This is a genomic window from Bradyrhizobium campsiandrae, assembly GCF_014529705.1.
GTDB lineage: Bacteria > Pseudomonadota > Alphaproteobacteria > Rhizobiales > Xanthobacteraceae > Bradyrhizobium > Bradyrhizobium campsiandrae.
The window spans coordinates 1-13,862 of sequence record NZ_JAANIH010000058.1; the positions used below are offsets into that span (position 1 = coordinate 1).

Annotated in this window: 11 protein-coding genes; 5 read left to right on the plus strand and 6 right to left on the minus strand. The window is 64.6% G+C overall.

Going from position 1 to position 13,862, the window contains the following annotated elements; all coding sequences use genetic code 11:
• The 5 genes from fahA to G8O24_RS32220 form a co-directional block, all read right to left on the minus strand.
• Positions 1 to 873 (minus strand): fumarylacetoacetase (fahA, locus tag G8O24_RS32200; protein WP_188106413.1); only part of this gene is annotated, 873 nt, incomplete at its 3' end.
• Positions 874 to 1,023: 150 nt separating this feature from the next.
• A complete protein-coding gene (hmgA, locus tag G8O24_RS32205; RefSeq protein ID WP_188106415.1) occupies positions 1,024 to 2,370 on the minus strand; it encodes a homogentisate 1,2-dioxygenase in 1,347 nt (448 codons plus the stop codon).
• Positions 2,371 to 2,372: 2 nt separating this feature from the next.
• The gene (locus tag G8O24_RS32210; RefSeq protein WP_188106418.1) at positions 2,373 to 3,329 is read right to left on the minus strand and encodes an MBL fold metallo-hydrolase; all 957 of its coding nucleotides are present in this window, start codon (positions 3,327 to 3,329) and stop codon (positions 2,373 to 2,375) included.
• Between the two features lie 35 nt (positions 3,330 to 3,364).
• The gene (locus G8O24_RS32215; RefSeq protein WP_188106420.1) at positions 3,365 to 3,589 is read right to left on the minus strand and encodes a DUF2783 domain-containing protein; all 225 of its coding nucleotides are present in this window, start codon (positions 3,587 to 3,589) and stop codon (positions 3,365 to 3,367) included.
• Between the two features lie 7 nt (positions 3,590 to 3,596).
• Positions 3,597 to 5,240 carry an FAD-dependent oxidoreductase gene (locus G8O24_RS32220; RefSeq protein ID WP_188106421.1) on the minus strand — a complete coding sequence of 548 codons (1,644 nt, stop codon included), beginning with the start codon at positions 5,238 to 5,240 and terminating at the stop codon, positions 3,597 to 3,599.
• Positions 5,241 to 5,350: 110 nt separating this feature from the next.
• Between G8O24_RS32220 and G8O24_RS32225 the strand changes: the two genes are divergently transcribed.
• Positions 5,351 to 5,890, plus strand: coding sequence for a MarR family winged helix-turn-helix transcriptional regulator (locus G8O24_RS32225; RefSeq protein WP_188106423.1), 540 nt, complete (start codon positions 5,351 to 5,353; stop codon positions 5,888 to 5,890).
• A gap of 204 nt (positions 5,891 to 6,094) precedes the next feature.
• Here G8O24_RS32225 and G8O24_RS32230 read toward each other — a convergent pair whose 3' ends face one another.
• A complete protein-coding gene (locus G8O24_RS32230) occupies positions 6,095 to 6,910 on the minus strand; it encodes an N-acyl homoserine lactonase family protein (RefSeq protein ID WP_188106425.1) in 816 nt (271 codons plus the stop codon).
• Positions 6,911 to 7,280: 370 nt separating this feature from the next.
• Between G8O24_RS32230 and G8O24_RS32235 the strand changes: the two genes are divergently transcribed.
• The 4 genes from G8O24_RS32235 (at position 7,281) to G8O24_RS32250 (ending at position 13,827) form a co-directional block, all read left to right on the plus strand.
• A complete protein-coding gene (locus tag G8O24_RS32235; RefSeq protein ID WP_188106427.1) occupies positions 7,281 to 8,801 on the plus strand; it encodes a caspase family protein in 1,521 nt (506 codons plus the stop codon).
• A gap of 147 nt (positions 8,802 to 8,948) precedes the next feature.
• Positions 8,949 to 9,611 (plus strand): OmpA family protein, encoded by a 663-nt coding sequence (locus G8O24_RS32240; RefSeq protein ID WP_188106428.1) that lies wholly within the window; start codon positions 8,949 to 8,951, stop codon positions 9,609 to 9,611.
• 143 nt (positions 9,612 to 9,754) lie between these two features.
• Positions 9,755 to 10,684 (plus strand): RND family efflux transporter, encoded by a 930-nt coding sequence (locus G8O24_RS32245; protein WP_188106430.1) that lies wholly within the window; start codon positions 9,755 to 9,757, stop codon positions 10,682 to 10,684.
• Positions 10,684 to 13,827 (plus strand): efflux RND transporter permease subunit, encoded by a 3,144-nt coding sequence (locus G8O24_RS32250; protein ID WP_188106432.1) that lies wholly within the window; start codon positions 10,684 to 10,686, stop codon positions 13,825 to 13,827. Before G8O24_RS32245 ends, G8O24_RS32250 begins: the two co-directional genes overlap by 1 nt.
• The last annotated feature ends 35 nt before the right edge of the window (positions 13,828 to 13,862 follow it).

Genomic DNA, 13,862 nt, shown 5'->3' on the forward strand with positions numbered 1-13,862 from the left:
CAGCGGCACCGGCTCCTGTTCGGGTCCCTTGAGCCGGAAGGGCTCCAGCGCCTCGCGCGTCACCACCCAGGGGCTGATTGAGGTCGCGAAGGCCTTGGCGAGGAACGGGCCGAGCGGCACATATTCCCATTGCTGGATGTCGCGCGCGCTCCAATCGTTGAGCAGCACGAAGCCGAAGATCATCTCTTCCGCCTGTTGCTCGCTGAGCATGCCGCCCATGGCTGACGGCTGGCCGATCACCACACCCATCTCCAGCTCAAAATCGAGCCGCTTGCAGGGTGCGAAGCTCGGCACGTCCGCGCTCGGCGGCTTCAGCTGCCCGCGCGGCCGCTTCACTTTCGTGCCTGACACGACGACTGTGGACGCGCGACCGTTGTAGGCGATCGGCATATGCAGCCAGTTCGGCTGCAGCGCGTTGTCCTTGCCGCGGAACATCACGCCGACATTGGTGGCGTGCTCTTTCGACGAGTAGAAATCGGTATAGCCGGAGACCGCGAACGGCAGATGCAGTTTTGCCTCACGTAGCGGCACCAGCGCTTGGCTGCGCAGCTCGTCGTTGTCGCGCAGTTCGGGATGATCGTGCCGCAACAGCTCGCTGATCCGCGCGCGCGTCCTGGTCCAGACCTTCGGCCCGAGCGCCATGAACGTATTCAGCGAGGGCCCGGAGAACACGCCGAGCGGACCGACATCGAGCCGGGAATCCTGCTCGAGCTCCCAGAGATCGAGCACGTAATTGCCGATCGCGACGCCAACCCGCGGCGTCGGACTGGCGGCGGTCGAGAACACGCCATAGGGCAGGTTCTGGATCGGGAAGTCGGAGGTGGGATCGATTTCGATGAAGGAGCGGAGGCTGGGATCGTTGGGGTGGGGCACTTTATGAATCCTGTTTGCAGTCGGGCAAACTCTCTCCTTCGTCATTCCGGGATGCGCCGCAAGGCGCAGGCCCGGAATCCATAACCACGATCGGGAGTATGGATTCCGGGCTCGCCGCTCCGCGGCGCCCCGGAATGACGAGAGGAGAAGCTACGGCCTATTCGGATCGAACTTCTTCTCCAGGCCCTTCCAGCAATCCGCGTAATCGTCCTGCAGCGTCGACGCATTCGCGGCGTGGGCCGTGACGCGCTGCGGGTAGCGGGTTTCGAACATGAAAGCCATGGTGCCGGTGAGCTTCACCGGCTTCAACTCGCCATTGCTGGCGTGCTCGAAGGCGTCGCGGTCGGGGCCGTGCGGCAGCATGCAATTGTGCAGGCTCATGCCGCCGGGGACGAAGCCTTGCGGCTTGGCGTCGTAGACGCCGTAGATCAGGCCCATGAACTCGCTCATGATGTTCATGTGATACCAGGGCGGCCGGAAGGTGTTGTCGGCGACCATCCAGCGCTCCGGGAAGATGACGAAGTCGATATTGGCGGTGCCGGCCGTCTCCGACGGCGAGGTCAGCACCGTGAAGATCGATGGATCGGGATGGTCGAAGCCGATCGCGCCGACCGGCGAGAACGTGCGCAGATCATATTTATACGGCGCGTAATTGCCGTGCCAGGCGACGACATCGATCGGCGAATGCGGCAGCGTGGTCTTGAACAAGGAGCCGCCCCACTTCACGAACAGCTCGGTCGGCGTATCCTTGTCCTCGTAATACGCAACCGGCGTCAGGAAGTCGCGCGCATTGGCAAGACAGTTGGCGCCGATCGGGCCGCGCTCCGGCAGCGTGAAGGCGCCGCCGTAGTTTTCGCAGAGATAGCCGCGCGCGGGACCATCAGGAATCTCGACGCGGAACTTGACGCCGCGCGGGATCACCACGATCTCGCCCGGCTCGACATCGATGCGGCCGAACTCGGTGACGAGGCGCAGATTGCCCTGCTGCAGCACGAACATCAGTTCGCCATCGGCATTGTAAAAGTGCTGGTCCACCATCGATTTGGTGATGAGATAGACATGCGCGGCCATGCCGGCCTGCGTATTCACATCGCCCGCCGTCGTCATGGTCTGCACGCCCTGGACGAAGGTGACGTCCTCCTTCGGTAGCGGCGTCGGATCCCAGCGCAATTGCGCGATCGGCAGGTCATGTTCGTGGCACGGCGCCGACCGCCACAGCCCGGCATCGATCTTCTCGAAGCGGCCGGAATGTTTCACCGAGGGGCGAATGCGATAGAGCCAGGAGCGCTCATTGCTGCCGCGCGGCGCGGTGAACGGCGAACCGGAGAGCTGCTCGGCATAGAGGCCGTAGGCGCAACGCTGCGGCGAGTTGCGCCCGATCGGCAGCGCGCCCGGCAGCGCCTCGGTCTCGAAACTGTTGCCGAAGCCGGACATGTAACCCGGCGTCACCTGCGCCGAGCTGCGGATGATCTGATCAGGTGAGGTATTGATGTTCATGACTATCCTCCTCCTTGCAGGGCGGCCCACATTTCCTGATCGCGCTTGTCGGTCCAGATGATGGGATCGTCGATCCCCGATGCTTCGTCATAGGCGCGCGACACGTTGAACGGCAGGCAGTGCTCGTAGATGGCGAAGCTGTGGAATTTCGGGTCCATCACCTCGCGCGTCGCCGCCATGGATTCCTTCAGCGTGCGCCCCTTCGCGACCGAGATTTCGGCCGCGCCATAGAGGGACGTGACGAAGTCGCGCGTCATTGCGATGGCCTCGCGCACGGTAGACGTGCCCTTCAGCGCATCGCCGCGGCCCGGCGCGATCGCCTTGGGATTGAAGTTGCGAATCTCGTTCAGCGTCATCGGCCATTCGCGCAGGTGAGCATCGCCGCAATAGCAGGCCGAGTGGTACTCGATGAGATCGCCGGAGAACATCACTTCGGCGTCCGGCACCCAGGCAACGATGTCGCCGGAGGTGTGGCCGGCGCCAAGCTGCATCAGCCGCACCTCGCGCTTGCCGAGATAGATCGACATCTCGCCTTCGAAGGTCAGCGTCGGCCAGGTCAGGCCGGGAATGCTGGCGGCGTCCTGGAACAGGCGGGGGAAGCGGCCGTATTCGGAATCCCAATCCTGCTTCCCGCGCTCCTCGATCAGCCGGTAGGTCTCCTGCGAGGCGATGATGCCTTGCGCCCTGTAGGCGGAGGCCCCTAACACCCGCACGGCATGATAGTGCGACAGCACGACATATTTGATCGGCTTGTCAGTGACGGTTTTGACACGCTCGATTACCTTGTTCGCCATGGCCGGCGTCGCCTGCGCGTCGAACACGAGGCAGCCGTCGTCGCCGACGATGACGGCGGTGTTCGGATCGCCTTCGGCAGTGAAGGCGTAGAGATCGGTGCCGATCTCCGAGAAAGTGATCTTCTTCTCGGAGAGGTCGCCGGTGGATGCGAAGTTCTTCGCCATTATGTGATCCTTAAGTCTTGGCTTCAGGTTCGGGACTATTGTTGCTGCTGCTGTTGCTGCTGGCTGTCGATCATGCGGCGTTTCGCCAGCACGAGCGCCTGCCGCAGCACGTCGATGTCGCCGATATGGTTGGCGAGGATCAGCACCAGCGCTGCATCGAAATCGGCGGCCTGCTCGTCGGTGAGGCCGCGATGCGCCTCGACGATGGCGCGAAAGGCATCATCGGGCCGTGGGAAATTGGAGCTCGTGGACAGCGGCATGCAAACCTCAATTCAGACCTGCGGCCCGCGACAGCGCAGCGGCGACGCCAGCGCGCGTCGGATGGCGGAACCGGGCCGCGACGTAGCCATCGGGCCTGAGCAGATAGGCCGTGTCAGGCTCGGCGTCGTAGCGCTTCGCGACGAGGCCTTGCGGATCAGCAAGCCCGCCCTCGCCGCCGATCCGGATGGCTTTCACGCCGTCGGGAGCATCGATGGCTACACCACTGCCGAACGACAGCACGGTGAAGTCCGTTCCACCCTTGCGGAACGCATCGGTCAGATAGGCCTGCTCGCCTCCGCGCGTCGCAACGGGCGCATCGAGCATGGAGCAGCCCGGCGATGGTCCGCCGCGCCAGCCGTCCGTATCGGGCGATGACAGTGGCGAGTCGTAGCTGCACGGCACCGACAGCCGACCGCCATTGACCATACGCTTGCCGAACTCGGTTTCCTTGGCCAGCGACAAGACCGCCTGGCGCAGCCGCGCCTCCTGGTGTGAGTTCGGTGCCATGAAGTCGGTCGATCGGGTCGACTCCCGGATGTTCTCGTCGGCCGCGAGGCTCCGCTCGACATGGTAGCTGTCGAGCAGGCTCGCCGGCGACGCGCCGCGCAGCACGCGATCAAGCTTCCAGGACAGGTTTTCCGCATCCTCCAGGCCGGAGTTTGCTCCGCGCGCGCCGAAGGGCGAGACCTGATGCGCCGAATCGCCGGCAAAGATCACGCGGCCATGGATGAAGCGGTCCATGCGCCGACACTGGAATTTGTAGAGCGAGATCCACTCGAATTCGAACTTGTCGTGACCGAGCATGCGCGCGATTCGCGGCCTGACATTCTCGGGCTTCTTCTCGACGACAGGATCGGCATAGCGATGGAGCTGGAGATCGATGCGCCAGACATCGTCGGGCTGCCGGTGCAACAGCGCCGAGCGGCCAGCGTGAAACGGCGGATCGAACCAGAACCAGCGCTCGGTCGGAAATTCCGCCGTCATCTTGACGTCGGCGATCAGGAACTGGTCCTCGAACACTTGGCCTGCAAACTCGGCACCGACCATCTGCCGCAACGAGGAGCGCGCGCCGTCGCAGGCGACGACATATTGCGCCTGCAGACGATAGGCGCCTTCGGGCGTTTCGATCGTCAGCAAGGCGGAGTCGTTGCGTTGCTCGACCGCCGTCACCTTGTTCCGCCAGCGCAGGTCAATCGCTGGCAGATCGGCAACGCGGTCGACCAGATAGGCCTCGGCGTAATATTGCTGGAGATTGATGAAGGCCGGCCGCTTGTGGCCGGCCTCCGGCAGCAGGTTGAATTGATAGAGCTGCTGCTCGCCGTGAAAGATGCGGCCGACGCTCCACACCACGCCCTTCTCGACCATGCGGTCGGCCACGCCGAGCCGGTCCCAATATTCCAGCGAGCGCTTCGAGAAGCAGATCGCGCGCGAGCCTTCGCCGATGCGATCGGCATCATCGAGAAGGACGACACGCTGGCCGCGCTGGGCAAGGTCGATGGCGAGCGACAGTCCGACCGGGCCAGCACCGACAACCACGACCGGATGCGCGGCCGGACTTTGGCCCGGGCGGTCCTGGTCGGGGTGACGGCGATAGCCGAACTGGATCTTCGCTCGAGAAATCGTGGCCTTTTGCGTATTGGCCGGCGCCATACACTAACCTCGGCTCTGGTCAGGAGAGGACTGATCTGCTAGATAGTCTCACGTGCAACTATTTTGGACCGGCGTCGGCCGGCCGTCAACTGGAATTCGGAGCGCTCTCCTTGGCGAGGACGACAGACACTGCGCTGAAGGCACGCGAGTCAGATCAGCCATCGCCGAAGGCAACGTCGCGGCTCGATTTGTTTAAGTTCGTGCCGTTCCGCCTCAACCGGCTCGCGGCCGAGGTCAGTTCGGCGCTCGCGGTCGAATATCAGGAGCGCCACGGCCTCGACATTCCGGCCTGGCGCGTGATTGCCACGCTCGGCTTCCGCAATGACGCCTGCAGCGCACAGTTCATCGCGCAATGCACCCGCACCCACAAATCCACCATCAGCCGCGCGGTCACGAATTTGCTGCATGACGGCTTGATCGAGCGCGTCGAGAACCAAGCCGATCGCCGCGAATTCCGCCTGCAACTGACCGGGAAGGGCCGCACCCTCTACGAAGAGCTGTTCCCGCAATTGCTGCGGCGGGAGGACGAGATCCTCGCCTGCCTCACAGCGCAGGAGCGCAAGCAGCTGTCAGCCTTGCTCGGCAAGATCGAGGCGAGCCTCGATTTGATCCAGACCAGCGCAGAGGCGGACGCGAAGCAGGCGTATTAATTTCACTCCACCCGCGCGGTGCTGATCCCGTCATCCTGAGGCGCGAGGCGCGCGATGCGAAGCATCGTGCGGGGAGCCTCGAAGGATGACTTGGCCCGGATGCAGCCGGCCGTCGCCCTTCGAGGCTTGCCCTGCTGCGCAACGCGCCGCAGGACAAGCGCCTCAGGGTGACGGGAATGAGTTGGGCTGGCTTTGTCTACACGCTCACGTCGCAAACGACCGCGACGGCGGCAGGTGCAGCGCCCAGACGTCCTTGTCGCCGGCGCGCGGATAGATTTCGGTGACGATCGGATCGTGGCCGGGAATGTAGCGGTCGGGATGACCGGCGAGACGCTCGATGGTCTCCCAGCCCGCGGCCATGTCGCCGACATTGTAGACGATCGGGAACGGGCTCTTGCGCTGGATATTGGCATAATAATGCGCGGCGTCGGAGGCCAGCACCACCGGTCCGCGCGCGGTCTCCACCTTGACCACCTGCAGGCCGTCGGAATGGCCGCCGACGCGGTGCACCGTCACGCCGGGCGCAACCTCGCCGTCACCGGAATAGAAAGTGACGCGCTCGCCGTAGACATGGCGCACCATCAGCGTGACGTGCTCGACCGAGAACGGATGTCGCAGCAGGCCGTTGCACATGCAGCGGCCCGTCGCGTAAGCCATCTCGCGCTCCTGGAGATGAAAGCGCGCATTCGGGAAGCGATCGAGATTGCCGGCGTGGTCGTAGTGCAAATGCGTCACGATCACGTCGCGAATGCTCGAGGCGGCGATGCCAAAGCGCTCCAGCGCATCGATCGGGTTGAGCGTCAACTTGCGGGCGCGCAAGCTCGCTTCCTCGGCATTGAAGCCGGTATCGACCAGGATCTCGCGGCCCTGCCCGCGGATCAGCCAAACGAAGTAGTCGAGGTCCTGCGCCGCACTGTCATGCGGGTCGGGCGCCAGGAAATTCATGCTGGGGGTGCGCGGCGACATCGTCGCATAGCGCAGCGCGTAGATTTCGTAGGCGTTTCCCTCTGGCTTGCTCATGGCTTTGATCCCGGCTCTTGCTTTTTCTGATTGAACCTTGGCGCACCAAGCCATCCTCCGCGACAAAGGTCAAACGTCCGAGGCTGCGCCGAACGCGGGGCTACAATGTGAGACCAATCACATTTTCGTCGCGGGTGCGGGCCTAACATGATGCCCAGAACCTCGAACCGGGATACCTCCAGGGAGAACCGTGATCGCCAGATTATTCCCCGCGCAACCGGCTCGTGCGTCGCGGTCAATTGTCGCGATAATGCCGAATCTCCAAGCGGTTGACGCCCCCCCTCCCCGGTTTGATAATGCACTTTGCGTAAGTTAAGGTCGCCGCGGCGCAAGCTGGAACGGCGCCTTTTTTGGCTGGACCGCGCTGATTATGAAAATTTGCTTTCTTTTTCTGCTGTCGCTGCTTGTCTTGATCATCCCGACCGCACCCTCGCTTGCGGCCGGCGACCGCGTCGCGCTGGTGATCGGCAATGCCAAATATCCCGATGCCGACAGCCCGTTGAAAGAGCCGATCAACGACGCCCGCGACGTCGCCGATGAACTCAAGCGCGACGGCTTTACGGTCGAGACCGGCGAGAATCTGACCGGCGACGGCATGCGCCGCGCCTTCGACAAGCTCTACAGCAAGATCAAGCCGGGCTCGGTCGCGCTGATATTCTACAGCGGGTTCGGCATCCAGTCGGCGCGTCAGAGCTACATGATCCCGATCGACGCGCAGATCTGGACCGAGTCCGATGTGCGGCGCGACGGCTTCAGCATCGAAGCGATCCTGGGCGAGCTCAACACCCGCGGCGCCGGCGTCAAGATCGCGCTGATCGACGCCTCCAGGCGCAATCCGTTCGAGCGCCGGTTCCGCAGCTTCTCGGCCGGCCTGACCCCGGTCATCGCACCCAATGGCACGCTGGTGATGTACTCCGCGGCATTGGCTTCGGTGGTGTCGGATGCCGGCGGCGACCACAGCCTGTTCGTGCAGGAATTGCTCAAGGAAATCCGCGTTCCCGACCTGATGGCGGAGGAAACGCTGAACCGCACCAAGATGGGCGTCACGCGCGCCTCGCGCGGCGAGCAGGTGCCGTGGATCTCGTCCTCGCTCGCCGAGGATTTCTCGTTCATTCCGGGTGCGAGCGGCTCGCGCCCGACAGCGGCAACCCCGCCGCCGGCGCCTCCCGCTCCGCCGCCTGCTCCGGTGGCCAACAACCCGTCTCCGGCTCCTCCCGCCGCCCCAGCTCCCGTGGCTTCGAACGCTCCGCCGGCGCCTCCCGCGCCTCCATCACCACCGCCGGCGCCGAAGCCGCAGGTCGAGGCTGCGCTGCCCCCGGCGCCTCCGCCGGTCCTTCCGCCTCAGCCCGTCCTGCCACCAAACGCGGATGGCGGGCCGAGCGCGGACGCGCTGGCGGAAGATCCCACCATCAAGGGCCTGAATGCGAAGCTCGCCGCCAATCCTGACGATGTGAATGCGCTGTACCGGCGTGGCCAAGTCTATGCCAGCAAGGGGGCCTACACCCTTGCCATCAAGGATTTCGACGACACGCTCCGGATCAATTCGAAGGATGTCGAGGCGCTGAACAACCGCTGCTGGACCCGTGCCGTGGTCGGCGATCTCCAGGGTGCGCTGAAGGACTGCAACGAGGCACTGCGGCTGCGGCCGAGTTTCGTCGATGCGCTGGATAGCCGCGGGCTGGTGAATCTCAAATCCGGGGCGGTGAAGAACGCCATCGCCGATTTCGACGCGGCGCTGAAGATCAACCCGCGCCTGACCTCCTCACTCTACGGCCGCGGCGTGGCCAAGCAGCGCAATGGCTCGGCCCAGGAAGGGGCGCTTGACGTCGCCAATGCCAAGGCGATGGATCCGAACATCGTTCAGGAGTTCGCAAGCTACGGAGTACGCTAGTACTTTTTTGAGTTGGGGCAGCGGACGCCTCGAACCCTGGGCGGCCCTGGAAAGACTAATAGGCGGATGCCGCAGGGGGCCTTTTCCGAGCGGCTTGTTGCAGAAATTATGGAACCACGCAGGTCTGCTGCGCAGGAGGGACTGGCAATGAGATTGGCTGCAAAGGGACTGACCGCGATCCTGTCCATCATCACCATCGGCGCAACGCTGTCGCTGACGCCTGCCTTCGCCGGCGACGACGGCAACAGCAAGAACGTCACTGAGGACGAGATCGTCCGCGCCCTGGCTCCGCCGAAAAAGCCTCTGACCCGAGGCCTCTCGATCGCCCCGCAGGCCGACCCGGCGCCGAACGCGGCGGAAACCAAGCTGATGCAGTCGGTCCGCGGCCGCGCCACGCGCTCGCTGTCGTCAACCGAGCGCGAGGAGATCGCCTCCGCCGCCAAGGACAAGCCGAACATCGATCTCGAGATCACCTTCGACTACAACTCGGCCAATATCAGCGCCAAGTCGCTGCCCTCGGTGCAGGCGCTCGGCCGCGCCCTGACCAGCCCCGACCTGAAGGGCTCGACCTTCGTGGTCGCCGGCCATACCGACGCGGCCGGCAGCGATAGCTACAATCAGGACCTGTCGGAACGCCGCGCCGATTCGATCAAGCGCTACCTCATCGAGAAATACAGCATCGCCGCAGCCGACCTCGTCACCGTCGGCTACGGCAAGAGCAAGCTGAAGGATCCGAGCCAGCCGATGGCGGAGGTGAACCGCCGCGTGCAGGTCGTGAATATGGAAAACAAGACCACCGCATCGAAGTGATCACGACGTAATCCTTTGCAGTGACAAGTCGTGATGTGGTGTAAAGTCTCAAGCCCGGCGCGCGTCCCGCAGCCCTGCGGGACGCCGCTTCGTTTCAGGGAAACGCTCCCGACAACCCCGAACCAGGCCAGGATGATCCGGCGATGAACATCTCCGAATATCTCAAGCCTGCGGGAACCGTGGCGTTCATCGTTGCGCTCGGCGTCGGCTATTATTGGTTCGAGCACCGGCATCGGCCCGAGGCCAAGGAAACGCCGGGCGAAGCACTCGTCATCGTGACGAAGTCGACCAACGCGTGCTTCTCCGACCTCGTGCGGGTGACCGGCTTCTTCGTGCCGCGGCGCGAGGCCGTGGTCATGCCCGACCAGGAGGGATCGAAGGTCACCGACGTCTTCGTGACCGAAGGCGCGGTCGTCACCGAAAATCAGGAACTGGCCCGCCTGACGGCGCCGCCGCAGATGCCGGGGCAGCCGCAACGGCCGGGACCGCAAGGCCCGATCTCGCTGAAGGCGCCTGCCCCGGGCCTGATCACCGAAGTTCGCACCATCGTCGGCGCGCCTGCTTCGCCGCAGGCCGGCCCGATGTTCCGGATCGCCGTGCTCAACGAAATCGAGCTGGATGCGCAGGTTCCCGCCGTGCATATGCCCAAGCTCAGCCCCGGCGCGACGGTGCGGATCAGCCGCGATGACGCCGCCGACCTGATCGGCCGGGTCCGGCTGGTCGCGCCCGAGATCGACCGCGCCACGCAGCTCGGCCGCGTCCGCATCAGCGTCGCCAACAATCCTTCGCTGAAGGTCGGCGTGTTCGCCCGCGCCTCCATCGACGCCAAGCGCAGTTGCGGCGTCGCCGTTCCCAAGACCGCGATCGACCACCTCACCGTGCAGGTGGTCAAGGGCAACACCGTGGAAACCCGCCGGGTGCGCGTCGGGCTGACCTCCGACAGCCAGACGGAAATCCTCGAAGGGGTCGACGTCGGCGAGATCGTCGTCGCCGACGCCGGCTCTTCACTGCACGACGGCGACCAGATCAAAACCATGTTCGCCGATGAACTCGATCGCACGCGGGTACGCTGATGGCTCTCAATATCTCGGCATGGTCGATCCGCAATCCACTGCCGTCGGTGGTGTTTTCGATCATCCTCCTGATCCTCGGCTGGACCTCGTTCAGCAAGCTCGCGATCACGCGGCTGCCGTCGGCCGACATCCCCGTGATCTCGGTCGCGGTGGCGCAGTTCGGCGCTGCGCCCGCGGAGCTCGAATCCCAGGTCACCAAGACGGTTGAAGACGCCGTCTCCGGCGTCGAGGGCGTCAGGCACATCACCTCCTCGATCACCGACGGCGTGTCGGTCACCACCATCCAGTTCGCGCTGGAGACCAACACCGACCGCGCCCTCAACGACGTCAAGGACGCGGTGACGCGCGTGCGCTCGAACCTGCCGCAGAACGTCACCGAGCCCTTGATCCAGCGCGTCGACGTGATCGGCCTGCCGATCGTGACCTATGCCGCGATCTCGCCCGGCAAGACGCCGGAGCAGCTGTCTTATTTCGTCGACGACGTGGTCAAGCGCTCGCTGCAAGGCGTGCGCGGCGTCGCCCAGGTCGAGCGCATCGGCGGTGTCGAGCGCGAGATCCTGGTCTCGCTCGATCCTGATCGCCTGCAGGCGATGGGCCTGACCGCCGTCAATGTCAGCCAGAGCCTGCGCGGCACCAATGTCGACGTCGCCGGCGGCCGCGCCGAGATCGGCAAGAACGACCAGGCGATCCGAACCCTAGCCGGCGCCAAGACGCTCAGTGATCTCGCCGGCACCATGGTCCCGCTGTTCGGCGGCGGCGAGGTCCGGCTCGACGATCTCGGCACCGTCACCGATACCATCGCCGACCGCCGCACCTTCGCCCGCTTCAACGGCGAGCCGGTGGTCGCGCTCGGCATCAAGCGCTCCAAGGGCGCGAGCGACGTGAAGGTTGCCGAGGCCGTGCAAAAGCGCATCGACGCGCTGAAGGCCGCCTATCCCGATGTCGACCTCAAGCTGATCGACACCTCCGTCGAATACACCAACGGCAATTACGAAGCGGCGATCTCGACTTTGTTCGAAGGCGCGATCCTCGCCGTCGTCATCGTGCTGTTGTTCCTGCGCGACCTGCGCGCCACCATCATTGCCGCGGTCTCGCTGCCGCTGTCGATTTTCCCAGCGTTCTGGGCGATGGACATCCTCGGCTTCTCGCTCAACCTCGTCAGCTTCCTCGCCATCACGCTGTCGACGGGTATTTTGGTCGACGACGCCATCGTCGAGATCGAGAACATCGTGCGGCACATGAACATGGGCAAGTCGCCCTACCGTGCCGCACTCGAAGCCGCCGACGAAATCGGCCTCGCCGTGATCGCGATCTCGCTGACCATCATCGCGATCTTCGCGCCCGCGAGCTTCATGTCGGGCATCGCCGGACAGTTCTTCAAGCAGTTCGGCATCACGGTCTCGGTGCAGGTGTTCTTCTCGCTGCTCGCGGCACGCTTCGTGACGCCGATGCTGGCGGCCTATTTCCTCAAGCATCACTCGCACGAAGAGCCGCCGCCGGGCCGCATCCTGCGAACCTATCACGGTCTCGTCTCATGGTCGGTGAAGCACTATTTCATCACCGTGCTGATCGGCTTCGGGATCTTCGCGGCCTCGATCTGGAGCATCACGCTGCTGCCGCAAGGCTTCCTGCCGGCACAGGACAGCGCCCGCTCGCTGCTGGCCCTCGAACTGCCGCCGGGCACCCAGCTCGCCTACACCGAGAAGGTCACCGAGGACATTGTCGCACGCCTGCGCAAGCGGCCCGAGGTGAAGAGCATCTTCGTCGACGGCGGACGCGTCCCGCCGGGCACCCAGGAAGTCCGTCGCGCCGCCCTGATCATCAACTACACGCCCAAGAACGACCGCAGCATCACCCAGCGCGAGCTCGAATTCTCGATCAGCCAGGAGCTGGAGAACGTTCCCGACATCCGCTTCTGGTTCCTGGACGAGAACGGCCTGCGCGCGATCTCGCTGGTGGTGACCGGCGTCGATGCCAACATCGTCAACAACGTCGCCAGCGAGCTCGCGACGCAGATGAAGCGGATCCCGACCATCTCCAACGTGATTTCGGAAACCTCGCTGGAGCGTCCCGAACTGCGCATCGAGCCGCGCGCCGATCTCGCCGCGCGGCTCGGGGTCTCGACCGAAAGCCTGTCGCAGACCATCCGCGTCGCGACCATCGGCGATGTCGGTCCCGCGCTCGCCAAATTCGATGTCGGCGATCGCCTGGTGCCGATCCGCGTCCAGCTCGAGGACGCCGCGCGGGGCAATCTCAAGACCCTGGAGCAGCTGCGCGTGCCGCTCGGCGAGCACGGCGAGAAGGGCGGCGTGCCGCTCTCGGTCATCGCCGACGTCAAGCTCGACCAGGGCCCGACCAGCATCAATCGCTACGATCGCGAGCGGCAGGCCACCGTCGCCGCGGACCTGGTCGGCTCCGCCGCGCTCGGCGATGCCACCAAGAAGATCTACGATCTGCCTGTGATGAAGAGCCTTCCGAAGGGCGTGAAAGTCTCCCCCTCCGGCGACGCTGAAAGCCTCAATGAACTATCCGACGGTTTTGCCACCGCAATCACGGCCGGCCTGATGATGGTCTATGCGGTGCTGGTGCTGCTGTTCGGGACCTTCCTGCAGCCGATCACCATCCTGTTCTCGCTGCCGCTCTCGATCGGCGGCGCGATCGCCGCGCTGCTCATCACCGGCAAGCAGCTGACGACGCCGGTGTGGATCGGCATTCTGATGCTGATGGGCATCGTCACCAAGAACGCGATCATGCTGGTGGAGTTCGCGATCGAATCCATCAATGCCGGCAAGCCGCGGGACGAGGCGATGATCGACGCCGGCATGAAACGCGCCCGCCCGATCGTGATGACCACGATCGCGATGGCGGCCGGCATGATGCCGAGCGCGCTCGCGGTCGGCGCCGGCGGCGAGTTCCGCTCGCCGATGGCGCTTGCGGTGATCGGCGGCCTGATCTTCTCGACCATCCTGTCGCTGGTGTTCGTGCCCGCGATGTTCATGGTGATGGATGACCTCGGCGCCCTGATCTGGCGCTTCGGCAAGCGGCTGATCGTGCACAGCGAGGATGCGGAGACCGGCGGCCATCACCAGGCGCCGGAGTCCGCACCGGCGCCGAGGAACATCGTGCATCCGGCGGCGGAGTAGCTCCCGCCAAACCGGGATCGTGGCGGCGGCTCGAC